Annotated in this window: 14 protein-coding genes; 2 read left to right on the top strand and 12 right to left on the bottom strand. The window is 52.3% G+C overall.

The genetic code is table 11. From position 1 onward, the window contains the following. Positions 1-4 precede the first annotated feature (4 nt). The 5 genes from PJDR2_RS03530 to PJDR2_RS03510 all read right to left on the bottom strand — a co-directional run bounded on the left by PJDR2_RS03530 (position 5) and on the right by PJDR2_RS03510 (position 6,778). A complete protein-coding gene (locus PJDR2_RS03530; protein ID WP_012772680.1) occupies positions 5-895 on the bottom strand; it encodes a carbohydrate ABC transporter permease in 891 nt (296 codons plus the stop codon). A gap of 3 nt (positions 896-898) precedes the next feature. Continuing rightward, positions 899-1,783, bottom strand: coding sequence for a carbohydrate ABC transporter permease (locus tag PJDR2_RS03525; protein ID WP_012772679.1), 885 nt, complete (start codon positions 1,781-1,783; stop codon positions 899-901). 95 nt (positions 1,784-1,878) lie between these two features. Continuing rightward, positions 1,879-3,234, bottom strand: coding sequence for an ABC transporter substrate-binding protein (locus PJDR2_RS03520; RefSeq protein ID WP_012772678.1), 1,356 nt, complete (start codon positions 3,232-3,234; stop codon positions 1,879-1,881). Between the two features lie 187 nt (positions 3,235-3,421). After that, positions 3,422-4,984: a response regulator gene (locus PJDR2_RS03515; RefSeq protein WP_012772677.1), complete on the bottom strand. Its 1,563-nt coding sequence runs from the start codon at positions 4,982-4,984 to the stop codon at positions 3,422-3,424. A gap of 3 nt (positions 4,985-4,987) precedes the next feature. Then, positions 4,988-6,778, bottom strand: a complete 1,791-nt coding sequence (locus PJDR2_RS03510) for a cache domain-containing sensor histidine kinase (protein ID WP_012772676.1) — start codon at positions 6,776-6,778, stop codon at positions 4,988-4,990. Positions 6,779-7,046: 268 nt separating this feature from the next. On the opposite strand from PJDR2_RS03510, the gene PJDR2_RS31695 reads away from it, so the two are divergent. Continuing rightward, positions 7,047-9,830, top strand: a complete 2,784-nt coding sequence (locus tag PJDR2_RS31695; protein WP_012772675.1) for a carbohydrate binding domain-containing protein — start codon at positions 7,047-7,049, stop codon at positions 9,828-9,830. Between the two features lie 65 nt (positions 9,831-9,895). Here the strand turns inward: PJDR2_RS31695 and PJDR2_RS03500 are convergent, their stop codons facing one another. Continuing rightward, positions 9,896-10,180: a hypothetical protein gene (locus tag PJDR2_RS03500; RefSeq protein ID WP_012772674.1), complete on the bottom strand. Its 285-nt coding sequence runs from the start codon at positions 10,178-10,180 to the stop codon at positions 9,896-9,898. 212 nt (positions 10,181-10,392) lie between these two features. On the opposite strand from PJDR2_RS03500, the gene PJDR2_RS03495 reads away from it, so the two are divergent. Next, positions 10,393-11,010: a DUF975 family protein gene (locus tag PJDR2_RS03495; RefSeq protein ID WP_012772673.1), complete on the top strand. Its 618-nt coding sequence runs from the start codon at positions 10,393-10,395 to the stop codon at positions 11,008-11,010. 750 nt (positions 11,011-11,760) lie between these two features. Here PJDR2_RS03495 and PJDR2_RS03490 read toward each other — a convergent pair. The 6 genes from PJDR2_RS03490 to mmsB form a co-directional block, all read right to left on the bottom strand. After that, positions 11,761-12,195 carry a rhodanese-like domain-containing protein gene (locus PJDR2_RS03490; RefSeq protein ID WP_012772669.1) on the bottom strand — a complete coding sequence of 145 codons (435 nt, stop codon included), beginning with the start codon at positions 12,193-12,195 and terminating at the stop codon, positions 11,761-11,763. A gap of 104 nt (positions 12,196-12,299) precedes the next feature. Next, on the bottom strand, positions 12,300-13,187 hold the full coding sequence (locus PJDR2_RS03485) for a LysR family transcriptional regulator (protein WP_012772668.1): 888 nt from the start codon (positions 13,185-13,187) through the stop codon (positions 12,300-12,302). Between the two features lie 30 nt (positions 13,188-13,217). After that, a complete protein-coding gene (locus tag PJDR2_RS03480; protein ID WP_012772667.1) occupies positions 13,218-14,411 on the bottom strand; it encodes a response regulator in 1,194 nt (397 codons plus the stop codon). Next, positions 14,377-16,260, bottom strand: coding sequence for a cache domain-containing sensor histidine kinase (locus PJDR2_RS03475; protein WP_012772666.1), 1,884 nt, complete (start codon positions 16,258-16,260; stop codon positions 14,377-14,379). Before PJDR2_RS03475 ends, PJDR2_RS03480 begins: the two co-directional genes overlap by 35 nt. A 22-nt stretch (positions 16,261-16,282) precedes the next feature. Next, on the bottom strand, positions 16,283-17,296 hold the full coding sequence (locus PJDR2_RS03470; protein WP_012772665.1) for a substrate-binding domain-containing protein: 1,014 nt from the start codon (positions 17,294-17,296) through the stop codon (positions 16,283-16,285). A 101-nt stretch (positions 17,297-17,397) separates the two neighbouring features. Further along, positions 17,398-18,561, bottom strand: coding sequence for a multiple monosaccharide ABC transporter permease (mmsB, locus tag PJDR2_RS03465; RefSeq protein WP_012772664.1), 1,164 nt, complete (start codon positions 18,559-18,561; stop codon positions 17,398-17,400). Between the last annotated feature and the right edge of the window lie 6 nt (positions 18,562-18,567).

Raw genomic sequence — 18,567 nt, 5'->3', positions numbered from 1 at the left:
TTAGTTATTTGACCGAACCGTTGACGATCCCGGAGAAGATGAAACGCTGCATAGCAAGGTAGAGGATAGTCGTCGGTATAAGAATAATAAGCAGCGCCGCGCATACCACGTTCCACTGCGCGCTGTTGACGCCCACGAAGTTCATCAGCCCCGTCGAGACGACCCGCAGCTTCTGCGACGGCATGTACAGATACGGGATATACATATCGTTGTAGATCGAGATGCTCTTCAGAATTACCGCCGTCGCCGTCGCAGGCGCAAGCAAAGGGAAAATAATCGAGCGGTAGATCCGGAAGAGCGACGCGCCTTCGATCATGGCGTTTTCGTCGAGGTCGTAAGGAATGTGGCGGATAAACTGCAGATACAGATAGATCTGCACCACATCCGTCCCGATGTATAGAAGTACCGGACCGTAGAGGGAGTTGAACAGGCCAAGCTCCTTGATAATGCCAAAGGTAGCGACCTGCGTAGTGACGGACGGAATAAGCGTGGCTGCGACATAAGCGCCTAAAATCCAGGATTTCAGCTTGAAATTGAACCGCCCAAGCGCAAAGGCCACCATCGTTCCCATCAGCACGTTGCCCAGAACGGACAAGCCGAGAATCGTGCCCGTATTCATAAAAGCGTTCAGCATATCCCCGCGGTGGAATACGGTGGAGAAGTTGTCGAAGTTAAGGAACGAGCTCGGGAAATCAAATACGCCGGACTTGGCGTACTCCTCATTGCCCTTGAACGCATTCAAAATGACGACATACGGCGGGAACAAAATAACAAACACGGCTGCAAGCAGTACCGCGTATTTCAGGGCGGCAGCTATTGTGCGGGAGGGCGGGACCGTGGCCGGGCGCGCGGTTACGCTGCCGGTACGGTGTTTTAATGGCGTTTCCATGCTCATGCTCTAGTCCCCCCCTCGCAAAATCAGCTTCCGCTGTACAAATATCACCAGCACGACGATAAACAGCAGCACCATCCCCATCGCCGAAGCAAGCCCGTAATTGCTGAAATTAAAGGCGGTCTCGACGGTTTGGGTAACAAAGGTCTGGCTGGAACCGGCCGGTCCGCCCTTGGTCATGACAAACGGCAGATCAAATACTTCAAGCGCGCCGCTGACCGTCAGCAGCATGCTGAGCTCCACGATTTTAATGATGCTCGGCCATGTAATGTAGAGAAAAGACTTGAACGGTCCCGCACCGTCGATTTTCGCCGCTTCATACAGATCGCCGGGAATCGACTGCAAAGCGCCTAAATAAATAACCATGTTAAAGCCCATAAACTTCCACGCCGAGATAAAAGCAAGCGAATAGTTGACGATAGCGGCGTCTCCCAGCCAACTCCGGATCCAAGACTCCAACCCGACGGAAGTCAGCAGCGCATTCAGCGAGCCGTTCTGCGCATCGTAGACGTAGGTGAACATATAGGCAATTGCAACGCTGTTCATAATATAAGGAAGGAAGAGCAGCACCCGGAACGTATTGCGTCCTCTTAACCGCGAATTGAGTAGTACGGCGAAGAATAAAGCAATGACGTTCTGTGCGATTCCCCCTATGAAGTACACGAAGTTATGGGAGAGAACCTTGAAAATATCCGCGTTCGTAAAAATCTCCTTATAATTGCTGATGCCTACCCAAGCCTTCTCCGGGCTGTAGCCGTCCCATGAGGTAAAGCTCAACCAGGTCAGGTAAATGGCCGGATAGAAGGAAAATACCGCAAGCAGCAGCAGCGGAAGCGTGAGAAAGGAGATTAATATGACATAGCGCTGTACCTTGTAACTCATTGCAAACATCGGCAACCCTTCTTTACTCCTTGATAAGGAGGAAGAGAAAACGTTATCGATTCCGCCGATAAGCATCTTCTCTTCCCGTTAACCCGCTATGAACCTTATTTGCCTAAGGCTTTCTTGGCATCTTTCCACTTCTTGTTGTAGGAATCAAATACCGCTTTCATGTCTTTGCCCATAATCGCGTCTTGAGCGAAGGCGCTTGTGTCGAACTGCATTTTGTTCGCAATCGCGAGGTAGTCGTCGTTCTCGGCAGCCATCTCGATCACCTTCGGATTGGTCGCCATAAATTCGTTCAGCTGAGCCAGCTTAGGCTTCTTGTCTTTCAGAACGGGGATAAAGCCCGCGTAATCGTCATAACCGGATTCTTCGATCAGGAATTTGAGGAAGGCTTTTGCCGTTTCCGGATTTTCGCTGTTTTTATCGATGCCGTAGTAGTAGTCGGAAGCCAGTATAACCTTCGCTTCCCCGCTGTTATCCAGCGGCAGCGGGAAGAAACCTACGTCCTCCGCGGCAGCGCCGTTGTCTACCACTTGCGGCACTACCCAGTTGCCAAGCAGGAACATGGCGATTTTGCCGGAAGCGACATCCTTCTTGGAGCCTTCCCAGTTCGTCGACATCAGGTCCTTCTCGACGTAACCGCCGTCCACCATTTTCTTCAGGATGGAAAACGCCTGCCAGTGCGGGCCGTCCACCGCGAAAGGTTCATCCTGCGTTGCCATCGTGTTATGCAGGGACGGGTCATTGGCGAAAATAAACGCCTCCTGATCCCAGCCGTACAGCGGCCATTTGTCCTTGAAGTTTGTCGCGAGCGGGATGATGCCCGCTGCTTTCAGCTTTTCGGCAGCGGCGTACAGCTCGTCGAGCGTTTTAGGCACTTCGGTGATGCCGGCTTGCGCAAAAGCCTTTTTGTTGTACGTTACGCCCATTGCGGCGCTGCCGGAGGAGATGCCGTACAGCTTGCCGTCCTGGCTGCGGTTGTCCTTGAAATAAATACGATCGTTCAGTCCGAGATCATCAAGGGGAAGATAAAAGTTCGGCAAATCCGAGTTTTTCACCGTGCCGGGGATCAGGCTGATGTCGGCGAGTTCGTTCGACGCCATGCGGATCTTGGTGGTTTGGTCATAATCCTTGATCGCTTCGATCTCAACCGTCGCGTCCGGGTATTTCTCGTGGAATTTGGCCGCGTAGTTCTTGAGCTCCGTATCCACCAGGTCCGTCCGGTTGGTTGTGAATACAACCTTGCCCGCGATCTTCGGAGCAGCCGGCTCCTCGCTGGCTGCGGCGTTTGTTGCTGCTGCGTTATCAGCCTTCGTTGTTGCGGCGGCATTATCCGCTTTATTATTGCTTGGCGATGCTGTCCCTTCGCTGTTTCCGTTATTTGAGCCGCAACCTGCTGCCATTGTCATTGCGAGGCCTAACACGGCCATGGTGGAAATCAACTGCTTCTTCTTCAAACCCGACTCCCCCTTGAATATGTAGTGAATGCGCTTACTTACAAAACCGATTATAGAGAAAGCGCCTTCGCAATTTAATGTCGCGGTTTTTTGTTTATGGTCTTTTATTTGGGTCTTTTCTACAAAAATTACTTCGAAGTTTAAGCTTCTTGATTTCGTAGAAAAGTTGCTTCGGAAGCATCGACTTCTATAAATTCCGGTACTCCTTAGGCGTAATGCCTACCATTTTCTTAAACACCTTATTGAAATAGATGGAGTCCGGGTAACCCACCTGCTCGCCGACCTCGTAGACCTTCAGGTCAAGCCGCTTCTTCAGCAGCTCCTTCGCCTTCATCATGCGCAGCTGCAGCACGTATTGCGTGATGGTCAATCCCGTCTCCTGCTTGAATAACGTGCTGAGATAACTCGGGTTAAGGAATACCTTCTCGGACAGCTCGGTCAGTTCAAGGTCTTTATCATAGTCCTGCTGGATCAGCTGTTTAACCGTCTCGATCACCCTGTTGCCGCCCTCCTTGCGCAGCGATGCAAGACGGTACATGGACAGCTCCAGCAGATGCTGGATCCGTTCCTTCAGCTCCGTTAGATTAAAAAAGTCCGCAACAGATTGGTAAACGCCAACCCCTGGCGGCGTCAGCTTCACCAGTTCGTCAAGCAGGCCGTCAACCTTCTGCACAGCGGTATACAACAGATTCGCCATAAACTGAACGAGATCCGAATATGGCGGTCTAACCCGCTCGAGTTCCACGAACATCTGCTGCACAGTCGCTCCGATTCCTTCGGCATCAAGCCGCTCCAGCGCCTGGGTAAAGCTGCCCGTCAGCAGCCCGGTGAAAAAAGCAGGATCCGCTGGAGCATTTGGCCCTTCCTTGCCCGTCATAACGGCAAACGCTTCACGCTTGTAAATGCCGGCGTAAGACAACGCCAACGCCTCCTGGTAGGCAGGCACCGCCGCATCGATCCCTCTATATCCGCCGCTGATTCCGATCGCAAACTTGCCTTTGGCGGCAAACTGCAGGTCGTTCATCAAACGAAGCGCCGTTTTGTGAGCAAGCCTGCCCGTCTCCTCCTCCTTGGGAGCAGGAACCAACAGGGCGATAATCTGCGCCTCCATAGCCACGCTCTCTATGCCTTCAGCCGCCATCGTTCTTCCCCATTCCAGCAGCTGCTCCTTCATGCCTTGATTCGAAGCCCGGACGGCAAGCATCGCGTAAGGGCGCTCGAATAAGACCGGCACGGAAAGCTCATCTGCAACGGTAGATACAGGAGCATCCTTATCGCCGCCCAGCAGCCGGCGCAAGTGCTGCTCCCGCAGCAAAAGGTCGCTCATTTGCGCTTTTTTGCTTAGCAGCTGCTCCTTTTCTTTTTCCTGCTTTGCCGCCTTTAGCTCTTCATGAATATGAGACAGGTTCGCCAGCAGTTCTTCCTTATCCACCGGCTTGATCAGATAATCCTTTACGCCATACTGCATGGCGGTACGCGCATAATCGAAATCATTATAGCCGCTCAAAATCAGACAGCGCGCTTCCGGAAGACGGCGCCTTAATTCCTCTATAAACTGCAGCCCGTCCATATAGGGCATTTTAATATCGGTAACGACAACATCCGGAGAGAGACGGTCCAGCTCCTGGGAGGCCTCAAAGCCGTTCGAAAAGCTGCCGACAACCAGATACTCCTCGTTCAGCTTGGAAATAATCTTCTCCAGCCCGCGGCGGATCAGATCTTCATCGTCGATAATCATAATGCTCAGCATTTGTTATTCACCATGCTTTCTCGGAAGTTTTAGATTAACGGTTGTTCCTTCTCCCCACTTGCTCTCGATCTCCAGCCCATACGTCTCGCCGTAATGCAGCTTAATCCGTTCGTTGACATTGCGCAGGCCTACCCCTGTCTTGGAGCTTGCCGATTCGCGCGTACCGTTCATCGCTTGCCGAAGCAGATCCAGCGTCATGCCGTCCATCCCCGCTCCTTCGTCTTTGATCGAAAAAATAAGAAGCTGCTCCTTCAGCTCCGCCGACAAGCGGATCGTGACTTCGTTGGGCTTACCCTCCATGCCATGGAGAATCGCATTCTCGACAATCGGCTGGAAGGTCAGCTTCATGACCGGGAAGTTCATCAGCTCCTGCGGAATGTCGAAGGCAACGACAAACCGGTTGCTGAACCGGTAGCGCAATAATTGAAGATACCGCTCCAAATGCTGCAGCTCTTCCCTTAACTCAACCGTCTCCCGCCCCCGGTTAATGCTGTATCTTAATAGCTTGCCAAGCGTAAAAGTCATCTCCGCGACCTCTTCGTCATCGTTAATCTCGGCGGTCATCCGGATGGTCTCCAAGGTGTTGTATATGAAATGGGGGTTAATCTGGCTTTGCAGCGCTTCCAGATCAGCCTCTTTTTTGCGGGACTGGATCACGTAAATTTCGGAGATCAGTTCCTTCATCCGCCTTAGCATGCGGTTAAATTCCGTGCCGAGTATACCCACCTCGTCCTTCTGCTTCACGTCAAAGCTGACGTCCAGGTTGCCGCCGCGCACCGTGCGCATCAGGTCCGTCATCTGACGGAGCGATCTGGTCATCATAAAAGCCAATATAACCGAGACTAGCAGCGCAAAGCCGATAATCCCGATGGTTGTCGTAAGCGTGACGTTCCGCGTCAATTGGGCATCGTGATGCAGATAGTCAACCGGAACAAACGCGAATATTTTCCAGCCGGTATCCTTGGATACGGAGTAACTGCATATGTAAGAGCTTCCGTCGACCACGACATTAAAGCTGCCCTGATCGCCTACGGCTCTCTGAATGACCTCGTTGCCCGTAATATTGGTGGCCGTCAGCACATGGTCGCTGTCATAAGCCACATTGTTCTGGCCGTCAATAATAAGCGTCTTCCCGTTCGTTACCGTATTCAGCTCCTGCACGACATCCTCAATGACGTGAATATCGGCATCCACCGCTACGTAGCCGATTGTCTCCAGCGTGCCGATATCCCGGATGCTCCGGAGCACCGTGAACAGATATTGCGGAGTGCCGTTAGCGCGCATCACCCGCTGGGTCGGAATAATGACGGGATTGCCGTTGCCCTCGATAGCGAGCCGCTTCCATTCCTCGTAATGGCTCATCATATCCTCGCGGATGGCATCCGTCTTGATCCGGTAGAATACATTGCCGTAATTATCGTAGAGATAGGCGGAATAGAGGTTTTTCCTCATGCTGTCGAGCAGGCCGATATAGAAGTCCATCTGGCGCTGCTTCTCGAGCGTCATCTCCTGATGGCTCATGTATTGCTGCATTTCGACCGAGTAGAGCGGGATTTTGCTGACGGTCATCATGTCTTCCAGATGGCTGTCCAGATTTGCCTGCATGTTGCTGATCAGCTCGGTAACGTAGTTTTTTGTATTCTTATTAATAGATTGAATGTAATTCTGATAGGAAATAAAGCCCGTAGCCGAAATAGGAATAATGATTAGAACCACGAATACGATAATCAGCTTCTTCTGCATGGTCATGCTGCTAAACCCGTTAAAACGGAAAAAACCACGTCCTATATTCATTTGCGCCGGCTCCCGTCACTCAATTATGTAAGCGTTTACTGTGATTCTGACACAGAGCCCAAGAAACAGGCAACCTTTTCTTCACGTAAATCGGGAAGGCCTAAACAGAGTGCAATAAACCTAAAAATTAGCCAATAGTCAGGGGGCTGCGGTTGGCGTTAGATTAGTAGCACGCGGCCTGCGTATTTCGTGCGGAAAGGAGGTAAAGCGTTTACATTTTATCCCAGGCCAGCGTACCATTAGCCCAATCATTTGAGGAGGTTATCGTGTGATCACCACTAGATTCCGAATGCTCTCCTACTCCCTTGCCCTGCTGCTCGCCTTTATGTCTTTGCTGGCGTTAGTCGGCCCTCCGGCGAAAAAAGCTTCCGCCGCCGTCTCCGGCTTCGTTACCCGCTCCGGAAGCCAGCTGATGCTGAACGGCCAGCCGTTCCGCTACAGCGGGCCTAACATCTATTGGCTTGCCCTAGACGAGAATCCTGTCGAGTATCCGACCGAATTTCGCGTAAACAACGCCTTGCAGACGGCAAAAGAAATGGGCGCAACCGTCGTTCGCTCCCATGCCGCCATCTCCTTCGGATGTCCGAAGTGTATTATGCCATCGCTTGGTACATACAACGAGACCGCCTTCCAGAAGCTTGATTACGCGATCAAAGCCGCCGGCGACGCTGGACTTCGCCTCGTTCTCCCGCTCATTGACCAATACGATTATTACCACGGCGGCAAAAAATCATGGACGCGCTGGTTCGGCTATCCCGACGACGGCATCAGCTACACCGGCTACGAGTTCTACAATAAGCCGGAAATCATCAGTGCCTTCAAACAGCATCTAAGCGTCCTCCTCAACCGCACCAATACTTACACCGGCGTCAAATACAAAGACGATCCGACCATTATGGCCTGGGAAACCGGCAACGAGCTGGGCTGGTACGACAATCCGACGGCGATGAAGAACTGGACGCAGGACATTGCCGACTATTTAAAAAGCATCGACAGCAACCACCTCGTCATGGACGGCACCTATGGCGTGAAGGATGCTCATCTCTCGATTTCGAGTGTAGACATCTACAGCGATCACTTCTACCAATGGCCGGCCGTTGGCGCATGCTGCAAAGGGTTGTCGGTTACCGAGCTGAATGCGCAGGCGAGTAAGGTTCAAGCCGCAGGCAAAGCGATGGTTGTAGGCGAATTCGCGTGGAACCTGGAAACCTACGGTACGCTTGCGAACTTCCTATCTGCCATCGAAGCCCAGCCGGCGATTGTCGGCAGCAACTATTGGGCGCTGTTCGGGCAAAACGACGACTATGGCTACAAAGTGCATAACGACGGATTCACCATCTACTATCCGGGCACCACTACGGATATGCGTACCAAAGCCCAGCAGCTGCGCAACCACGCTTACGCGATGCGCGGGATAGCCGTTCCTGCTGCAGGCGTCCCTGACGCGCCGCTTATTACGGGCCATCAGGCAAGCGGCGGAAAGGTTCAGTTGAAATGGAGAGGCGCGGCGGCAGCGGACAAATATACCGTCGAACGCGCAACAGCCGGTGCAAGCGGACCATGGACCGTTGTCTGCAATCAATGCGCGACGGACAATGATACGCCATGGACCGATTCGACCTCTGTCTCGGGCACGGCTTATTGGTATAGAGTTAAAGCCCATAACCTTGCAGGGGTTGCCGGCAGCTATTCTCCCGTCTATGCCACCGGCGGAACGGCTCTGCCTGCTCCGGGCGCTTTCGCGCAGTCGTCCCCGGCAAGCGGCGCAACGGGCCAAAGCGTGCTGCCGTCATTCGGCTGGAATGCCTCCAGCAACGCCGCAAGCTATACGCTTGTTGTCGCGGATAACAGCTCCTATACGAGCCCGGTTATTAACGCCAGCGGACTGACTTCCACCTCTTATACCCCGGGTTCCGCGCTTGCCTACAACAAAACGTACTACTGGAAGGTAACGGCCGTTAACGGCACGGGTTCCACGGTTGCATCAAATGCCGGTCTAACCTTCACGACCGCGACGCAAGCGACGTCGATTACGGTTGATTCGTTCGACTCCTACAGCTCGGACAGCGCGCTGCAAAGCGCTTACGTCCGCAATACGGACGGCGGCGCCTTGACGATTACCCGGGATACCGCAAACAAAAACGACGGCACCTACGGCATGAAATTTGCCTACACCATTGCAGCCTCTCCCGCCAATTTTGCAGGCGCAACCAAGCAGCTGGGTACGGCCGACTGGTCCGGAGCAACCGGATTGTCGTTTTGGCTCAAGCCGGACGGGTCGAACCGGACCCTGACGATTCAGTTCAAGGAGACCAGCGGCGAGCTGTGGGAAACGTACTATACGTTGTCCGGCACAACCGCGGGAATCGTCAATCTGCCGTTCAGCTCCTTCAACCATCCGGGCTGGTACAGCGGCGGCAACGGCGTGAAGGACTTGAATACGGTTAAGGAATACAGCATCTACGTGAATCAGGGCTCCGGCTCAACGGGCAGCAGCTCGATTTATATCGACTCCGTGACGGCGGGCCAGGTCGGCGGAGGCACTCAGCCTCCAAGCGATGCCATCGACAGCTTCGACAGCTACGCTTCGAATAGCGCGCTGCAGGCTGCCTACACAATGAACTCGTCCGGCAGCGCCATTACACCAACCCTTGATACATCCGTGAAAAGCGATGGTACTAACAGCATGAAGCTGAGTTATAACATTACAACGGCGGCCAACTATTCGGGCGTCATTCACCCGGTTTCCGCCAACTGGACCGGCAAAACGGGCATCAGCTTATGGGTGAAGCCGGACGGCTCAAACCGTACGCTGACCGTACAGTTTAAAGAAGCCAGCGGTGAGCCATGGGAGACGACTTATGTTCTCTCAGGCACAACGGCTGCAACCATTACGCTGCCGTTCAGCAGCTTTGCCCGTCCAAGCTGGTACAGCGGCGGCAACAGCACGCGTGATCTTGGCTCCATTGCCGAGATTAACTTCTACATTAATCAAGGCTCAGGCAGCACCGGCAGCAGCACGATTAATATTGATGCGGTAAAAACGTACTGAGGTTAGTAAAATGAAGAAGCCCTCTCAAGCGCAGGCTAATTGCCGGCTTGAGAGGGCTTTTCCTCTTAGGATAATGTCGCGTATAAAAGCAAGGTCCCGACGCTGCCCACCCATAACATAGGCACGCAGTTTGTTAGTATGGCAGCCCGTTTATAACGCCGGTAAATGGACCAGGCAACAATCGAGCAAGCGATCATAAAGAGTGGATAAACGCCAAGGCCCAGTACGAATAAAATGTTTAATGCCGTAAAGCCGCCGTCAAAGGACATGAAAGACATCCCGAACGTAAACAGCCACGGAATCAGAAACAGCAAATAAATAATCTGGCTAATAACGAGAAACTTCTTCAAAGATTATCCCCCTAAATTCTATATGATCTTAATAGTTCGCTATGCAGAAAAAATATCCCTTTTCCTTATTTCCAGGAATGTTCCTCCCGTTCCCCCCGTATATTTAGATGGCTATCCATCCCATTATTTAAGGCTTATGCTTTCGACGCAAGAATCATCATAACAGCCTTAAACAGGCTGTTTGAGTGATAATTCTTTTTTAGGAGGTACCTATGAACGCATCGTACTCGGAACTGCGGGCCAGAGCGAGAGAAAGCCTTAGAGGCAATTGGGGAAAAGCGATCGGAGGCTTTCTGCTGGCCATATTATTGGCGGCCGTTATCGGTCTGATCAACTACTTGATCCCGGTACTCGGAAATGTGATCAGCTTCCTGATCAGCGGCGCCATCTCACTTGGACTCATCAGCTTCTATCTGGGCATTGCCAGGAAAGAAAATCCGCCTGTATCGGAAGTCTTTATCGGCTTCGCCCAATTTATTAAAGCGTTCTGCCTGTACTTTATGATCGGACTCTTTACTTTCTTATGGACGCTGCTGTTTGTCATTCCGGGCATTATTGCGGCATTCCGTTACTCGCAAGCGTATTTTATTCTCCGGGATAATCCGGATATCGGCGTTCTGGAGGCTATCAACGAAAGCAAACAAATCATGAAGGGCAATAAATGGCGCTACTTCGTGCTGCAGCTGACCTTTATCGGCTGGGCGATCCTGGCCGCGATTCCTTTTGGCCTGGGTTATCTGTGGCTGTGTCCATACATCAGCGTTACGCAGGCTCACTTCTACGATGAAGTGACCGGCAGAAATTCGCCTCCAACCCCTGATTCGTTCTAAGTAACCGAATAACAAGAAAGGGGTGTCCCGCGAGTCATTACATGACAATGGGACATCCCTACTTTAGCGTTACGCCACCTTAGTGTATCCCCGCCTTATTCACACGTTGTTCCTCACTAACTTTGAGCCTGGCCTCACTGTTGCGTATCACGTCTGACCGCGGAAAAGTTCATTATTAGTGAGGCATTCTGACCTAACGATGGGCCTAAAGCTGATCATATACGCATTAGTGAGTATCCCCGCCTTGTTCACACGTTGCTCCTCACTAACTATGAACCTGGCCTCACTGTTACGTGAAAATGCCCCCTAGTGGCATGTCTGAGCGCGGAAAAGCTCATTAATAGTGAGGCATTTCGCCCTAACGATGGGCCTAATGCTGATCATATACGCATTAGTGAGTATCCCCGCCTTGTTCACACGTTGCTCCTCACTAACTATGAGACTAACCTCACTGTTACGTGAAAATGCCCCCTAGTGGCACGTCTGAGCGCGGAAAAGTTCATTATTAGTGAGGCATTCCACCCTAACGATGGGCCAAAAGCTGATCATATACGCATTAGTGAGTATCCCCGCCTTGTTCACACGTTGCTCCTCACTAACTATGAGACTAACCTCACTGTTACGTGAAAATGCCCCCTAGTATCACGTCTGACCGCGGAAAAGTTCACTATTAGTGAGGCATTTCACCCTAACTACAGCAAAAAAACCAGATTTCCTCTCCGGGAATCTGGTCTACCACTCGTTCACTTGTTAGCCCACCATCGGTGCGGTCTCCGCATGCGTGCCTTCTACCGGGTTGCCTTCTTTACGCCAGTACTCGATGCCGCCGATCATCTCTTTTACCTTGAAGCCTAGGCCGGACAAGCGCGCCGCGCCTTTGGTGCCGCCGTTGCATGCCGGGCTCCAGCAATAAACGACGATGAGCTGCTCCTTCGAAAACGATGCCGTTGTTTCCGCCGTCATTTCTCTCGAAGGCAGGTTAATCGCACCAGGAATGTGGCACTCGGCATACGCTTTTGGACTGCGTGCATCAATCAGCAGAAAATCATTGAGGCCATGCTGCATGTCGTAGTACACATCAGCTACGTCCGTCTCAACGGACAGCTTGTTCATATAGTGGCGGTGCGTAGTTTCAGGCGAAGCAGCAGGGGTTTCAAGAACGAGCGAAAAGAGTTGGTTTGTCATAACGAGTACCTCCAGTTAGGGATTAGCCAAATGCCTTGGCTTGTTGAAATCAATATAGCATGATCCCTAACATCGGAGTTATCGATGGTTTTCGATTGACTGCTTCAATGATTCTGATGATTGCCTCCTCCGATTAGATCCACGAAGCCAAGAAAGGCTTTGGACTGCCATTTCTTCTTCGAATAAATCAGCTGGGTATAAAACCTGCAAGCCGGGTGGTTAAAAGGCAAGGCAATCAGCTGCTGCTTACGAATTTCTTCGGCAGCCGCGATACGCGGCAGCAAAGCAACGCCAAGGCCATACACCACGCATTGCTTGATAGCCTCCATGTTCCCGAACTCATAGGAAGGCTTGCTGTCAATCTCGCCGTCCCTAAGCACTTTGAGCAGCATTGCCCGATACGTGCAGCCGTCCTCTGTGAGGATAAGAGGCTCGCCCGATAAATCCTCTGCCCGAACCTCGCTTAATGCCGAGAACCGATGCCCGGGACTCGCGATAATAACAAGCTCCTCTTCCCTCAACACCTGCGTATGGAGCTCCGGATCCGAGAACGGCGGATCGAGGATAATTCCAACATCCAGCGTCCCCTCTTTGACGGCTTCTATAATAAGAGGCTCATTCCCCGGCTGCAGCATGATGCTGATATCCGGATACTGCTGGCGGTACGCCTGCAAATACGGTGGCAGATAATAGGCAGCCAGCGTCTCAATCGTCCCGATGGATAACGTCCCTTTGGACTGCTTCGACACGACTTCCTTCGACTCCTCATGGAGCCTGAGCACTTCCTTCGCGTAAGGAAGCAGCGCCTCCCCGGCGATCGTCAGCCTCATGCTCCGGCCGAACCGTTCAACTAATACGGCGCCGTACGACTCCTCCAGCCTCTGGATTTGCGTCGTAATGCTGGACTGGGCATAGCCCAGAATTTCCGCCGCGCGGGTGAAGCTCCCGTGCTTCGCGACTTCGCAGAAGGTTTTTAAATAGGTTAATTCCACGCTAGAAACCTCCTTTTCGCCAAAAGCCTGCTAATTCCGTTTACGATATTGATTCGGGGGCAGCCCCGTCGTTTTCTTAAATGCCGTACTGAAATAATGCTGCGATTCATAACCCGTCTTCTCGGCGATCTCATGTATGGCTTGATCCGTCTCGTTCAGCAGCCGAATCGCTTCCTTCATCCGGGCGGCTGTCAGCATGCTGATAAACGATGTCCCCATCTCTTGTTTAAAAATACGGCTCAGATATACGGCCGACACGTTCAGCTCGCCCGCAATCCCCTCAAGCGACAAGTCCCGGTCTTCAAACCGGTCGGAGATAATCTCTTTCGTCCGCCGGACAAAAGGGCTGAGCTTCGTCTCCCGGTTAACGGAAGCCCGTGCCTCCGCATAAAGCGAGGGTACATCTCCTGATGAGCTGTGCTGGTAGCTGGCCACAATCTCAATCTTCAAATAGCCCGCCACATCCGCCTCAATCTGCCTAAAGACCGACTCCTGCGGTTTGCCCCAGATCAGAACAACAATTAATCCTACTTTATCCCGGAAATGAACGGAAGTAAACGGCTCAAGGTGCTCTTCCATAATGTTCTCGATGGCAAACAATAGAAGCTGGCGGTCCTTCTCGGAGAAAAACGCCTTGCCCTTCGACTGCTCCGGCCACCGGATGACGCCCACATAGTCCGGCTCCTCGCCCGGCATCCGAAGGAACGAAAGCTGCTCGCGAATCTCCGCTTCTCCGAGCTCTCCCTTAATCCATTCGAGGCAAAATCTTTCCCTGAGCAGCGCGAAGTTCTTATCGATCTGCTTGGAAGCCATCTGCAGAAGCTCTTCGTTAACGGTAGTTTCCTCCAGCTTCTGGACAACTCTCGCCAGCACTTCTCCCAGCATATCGGGATTAACCGGCTTCAGAATATAATCGTCAACCTCCAGCTTGATTGCTTCATAAGCATAATTAAATTCATCATGGCCGGTAATAATGACAATCTTGCATTTGGGAAGCTGCTGGCGAAGGTGGCTGATCAAGGTGAGGCCGTTCATAATAGGCATGCTGAGATCGACGAGCAGAATATTCGCCTGCTTTTCCACGGCCAGCTCCAGCGCTTCCTCTCCGTCTTCGGCTTCCCCAACGACCTCCAGCTGCAGATCCTCCCATGGTATAGAGCTGCGGATTCCTTCCCGGATAATGGACTCATCATCCGCGATTAACACCTTCCATGTGCGCGTCATGCGTATCCTGCCCCTTCCGATGAATAATAGGATGCTTAATGATTACCGTTGTTCCGGCTTTCTCTTTGCTCGCTATCGCAATGCCATAGGTCTCGCCAAAGCTTAACCGGATCCGCTCCTGCACGTTCCTCAGTCCGTAGCTGGCCGCTTGCCCCTGTCCTTGCTGACGTTCTTCCGCTGCCCTCTGCGCCGCATTTGCTTCATGAACCGAAGGCACCGCCTGAAGCACGGCGCGCAGCGCTTCGAGTCTTGCTTCCGTCATCCCCGCTCCGTCATCTTGAATAACCAGTTCCAATATCTCTTCGCTAATAATGGCGCGGATCGTTATCATCCCCGGCCCGCGGCGTTCCTTAATGCCGTGATAGATCGCGTTCTCGACAAGCGGCTGAAGAATAAGCTTCAGCACGAACAAGTCGTCGCAGCTTCCGTCTACTTCAATGTTATAGTTCAGCTTATCCTTATAGCGGGTTTGCTGGATTTTCAAATAGCTCCGGATATGCTCGATCTCATCGGTGAGCGGTATCATCTCCTGGCCTTTGCTTAGCCCGATCCGGAACAGCTTGGACAAGGCCTCCACCATCTCCGTTGCTTCCTTCGCGCCGTCCTTGCGGGCCAGCCACTGGATCGTATCCAGCGTATTGTACAGAAAATGCGGCTGAATATGGGCCTGCAGGCTGCGGAGCTCCGCCTCCCGCTTGAGCCGCTGCTCCGCCCACACTTGCGAGATCAGCCGGGTCATCTGCGACAGCATCTTGTTAAAGCTGCGGCCAAGCAGGCCAATCTCATCCTCCCGCTCCTCCGGAATGCGAATGCTCATATTGCCCTCCTCAACCTTGCGCATGAAGGAGGCCAGCTGCGAGATCGGCCGGGAGATCGAATGGGACAGGTAATACGAGGCGGCAATGCCAAGCATGCACACGATAAACACGAAGGTAACGAGATAGAGGTTAATATCCTTAATCTCCTGCACGCTGTCCTGAACGGCAAAGACCCCAACGGTCGTCCAATTGGTGAAGGAGGATTTCTGATAAATAAACTGCAGCTTCTGGCCCCCTACCGTTTGAGCGAACATGCCGGATACCTGCCGGCCGGGCAGAGCAACGCCTAGACTTCCGATCTTGGAGTTTTTCGGCGCGTAAATGCTCTCGCCCTTATCGTCGATCACCATCAAGTAGCCGGATTTTCCAAGCCTAACATCCCGAACCGTCTCCGCGATTACCCTCAGCTTAAGATCAATAAGGACAACCCCTAACGTCTTCTGCGTATCCGGATCCTGAATGGCGCGGACAACCGAGACGACCTCGCTGTCCTTGTAATTGGAATGGGTCGTCACGTTCCGGTTGGCCGGATGGCCGATAATTTTGAAGATCCCTTTCGCCTCAACAGCCTCCTGATACCAGCTCTCTTTTGCTAGACTATCGTTCGTCCGGGCATACATCTCGTTGCTGAAATAATCGCCGTTGGGCCGCACAACGATAATTCCCGCAACCTCCGAGTAGAGCGAGGTAAAGCCCTGCAGGAATTTGGACATGCGGTATTCCTCATGGTCATCGTCAATGGCCTCCTTCCCCTCGCTCAAGAAAGCCTGAATATCCGGATTCATCGATATGAAATAGGAGATATTCTGAATATTGCCCGCGTAATAATCCAGCGACTTGTTTACGTTGTCGATAAGCTGCATCGTATGGCCGTTAACCTGCTTCTCGACAATGCCGTTAACGATCCACCCCATTAATAATCCAATAACAAGGGAAGGCAAAATGCTGATCAGCAAGAAATGAAGAATCAGCTTGTATCGGATAGACCAGTTGTTCAGCTGGAAGCTCTTCTGCAGCTGTTTGAATACCATGGCTAGCGCTCCCCTTTACCCGTTACTTGGCATAAAACTGGTCTACGTCACCCGGAGTCACTACCGTAATGCCCGTATCGATGTTTGTCGGCAGCGGCGGGATGCTGGAATCCCCGTTATCCGACATCGGATTCACGATATGGTTGCGGAGATGGAACAGCTGCATAAGCGACCAATACCCCATGTTCCACGTCCCCTGCGCCAGAGTCGCCGAGATCGTGCCGCTCTTAACCATATCAAGCGTCCCTTTATCCGTGTCAAAGCTGATGATCTTTACCTGATCCAGCTTGTTTAACCGCAGAATGGCATTCCCCGCGCCGACCCCTCCGTTTGCTTCCGTTACGAAAATACCGCTTAGATCCGTGAACTTGCTCAGCAGATCGCGTACCTTCTGCTCCGATATCATCTGATCGCCTTTGCCGTCGGCAATCCCAACCAGCTGTAGATCGGGGAATTCCTTCTCCAGCGTCTCCTCAAAGCCCCTTGTTCTCTCCTGGTGGTTCAATTGATTAGGCAGCGTAATGACGCCAACCTTGCCGGTTCCGCCCGTCAGCTCGGCCATTTTCCGGGCTGCCGTTACTCCTGCATTATAGTTATTGGTTCCTATATAGGAATAGGCTTTGCTGCGAGGCGCGTCCGCGTCGAACATCACAACGGGAATGCCCGCTTCCACCGCTTTGTTAATCGCCGGGTTCAGAGCTTCGGAATCAATGGCGCTTACGGCTATTCCAGCGGGACTCCGCGCGATAACCTGCTCGAGCACCATCATTTCCTCCTGCACGTCGTATTGCGTCGAGCCCCGGTATTCCACCGATACGCCAAGCGCTTCCGCCGCGTCCTCGAAGCCTTTCAGCCCGTTTTTCCAATAGTCGATACCGGCCAGAAAATTCACCATCACATACTTCTCGTCCAGCGTACCGTGCAGCCCCTCGGGCTCATCCAGCAGTCCGCTATTGTCTTCCTTGACAAATACCATATACAAATAGGCCATCAGCGTCCCAATCAGCACGATATAGACGAGCAACAGCTTCTTCACCCGGATCCCCCCAATATGCAAAAAACCGCTTTCATTAACATAGCAGTTAAGCGCGCCTAGACACAAGAAGTGTTTAGACGCGCCAAGAGACGGCTCTGTTATTAAGCAGATTTGTTTTTGTTATAGAGGTCGAAAGCAACCGCGAGCAGCAGAACCAGACCCTTGATGCCCTGCTGATAATCGATGCCTAGACCAACCAGCGACATCCCGTTATTCATGACGCCCATAACGAGACCGCCAACGATCGCTCCGATTACCGTACCCACTCCGCCCGTTGCCGAAGCGCCGCCGATAAAGACAGCCGCGATGGCATCCAGCTCGAAGTTCACCCCTGCCTTTGGAGTAGCCGCGTTCAGCCTTGCCGCAAACACAAGACCCGCAAGGGCGGCAAGCACGCCCATATTAACGAAGACCCAGAAGGTCATCTTTTTCGTCTTCACCCCTGACAATCTTGCTGCCTTTTCATTGCCTCCAAGCGCATAGATATGACGGCCCATAACCGTTTTTCGCATCACGAAGGTGTACAAGGCAATCAGAACAAACAGCATGATGAGAATGTTCGGAAGACCTTTGTAGGAAGCAAGCACGTACGTAAACAGGTTTGTAATAATCACGATTGCCGCCAGCTTGATTAGGAAGAACGGGATCGGCAGCAGCTCAAGCTTGTATCTTTTCTGGACTAGACGTCCGCGCCACTCCATAAAGATGTACAACACCGACAGTATGATACCGATCAACACCGTAAGCAGATGAATGTCCCAGTTACCCGGAATGTCCGGCAGGAATCCCGTGCTTATGGAACGGAAGCCTTGAGGGAACGGAGCAACCGACTTGCCGTCCAGCACCAGCATCGTGAGGCCGCGGAATAATAACATCCCAGCCAGCGTGACGATAAAGGAAGGAATCCGTACGTAAGCAACCCAGAAGCCCTGCCAAGCGCCAACGATAGCGCCAAACACTAGCGACAGCACCATCGCCACCGGGAAGGACATCCCGTGTTTGACCATCATGATGGCCGACACCGCACCGACAAATGCCGCAACGGAGCCGACGGAAAGATCAATATGTCCGGTTATTATAACGAGCAGCATGCCAATGGCCAGAATAAGAATATAGCTGTTCTGCAAAATAAGGTTCGTAATATTAAGCGGCTTCAGCAGAATGCCGTCGGATAGAAACTGAAAGAGCAGCATGATTAAAATCAAGGCAATAAACATGCCGTATTGCCGGATATTGCTGCGTATTAATTTCAGAGCGGTTTCCATGCTGTC

Origin of the sequence: Paenibacillus sp. JDR-2 (genome assembly GCF_000023585.1) — a bacterium.
Lineage (GTDB): Bacteria > Bacillota > Bacilli > Paenibacillales > Paenibacillaceae > Pristimantibacillus.
The sequence above is the reverse complement of the archived record's forward strand: the minus strand, read 5'-3'. Positions and strand labels throughout refer to the sequence as shown.

Bases quoted from the DNA above. Each gene is read 5' to 3' on its own strand.
- PJDR2_RS03475 (WP_012772666.1), bottom strand. From the start codon at position 16,260: ATGGTATTCAAACAGCTGCAGAAGAGCTTCCAGCTGAACAACTGGTCT.
- PJDR2_RS03525 (WP_012772679.1), bottom strand. From the start codon at position 1,783: ATGTTTGCAATGAGTTACAAGGTACAGCGCTATGTCATATTAATCTCC.
- mmsB (WP_012772664.1), bottom strand. From the start codon at position 18,561: ATGGAAACCGCTCTGAAATTAATACGCAGCAATATCCGGCAATACGGC.
- PJDR2_RS03510 (WP_012772676.1), bottom strand. From the start codon at position 6,778: ATGAATATAGGACGTGGTTTTTTCCGTTTTAACGGGTTTAGCAGCATG.
- PJDR2_RS03515 (WP_012772677.1), bottom strand. From the start codon at position 4,984: ATGCTGAGCATTATGATTATCGACGATGAAGATCTGATCCGCCGCGGG.
- PJDR2_RS03495 (WP_012772673.1), top strand. From the start codon at position 10,393: ATGAACGCATCGTACTCGGAACTGCGGGCCAGAGCGAGAGAAAGCCTT.
- PJDR2_RS03480 (WP_012772667.1), bottom strand. From the start codon at position 14,411: ATGACGCGCACATGGAAGGTGTTAATCGCGGATGATGAGTCCATTATC.
- PJDR2_RS03530 (WP_012772680.1), bottom strand. From the start codon at position 895: ATGAGCATGGAAACGCCATTAAAACACCGTACCGGCAGCGTAACCGCG.
- PJDR2_RS03490 (WP_012772669.1), bottom strand. From the start codon at position 12,195: ATGACAAACCAACTCTTTTCGCTCGTTCTTGAAACCCCTGCTGCTTCG.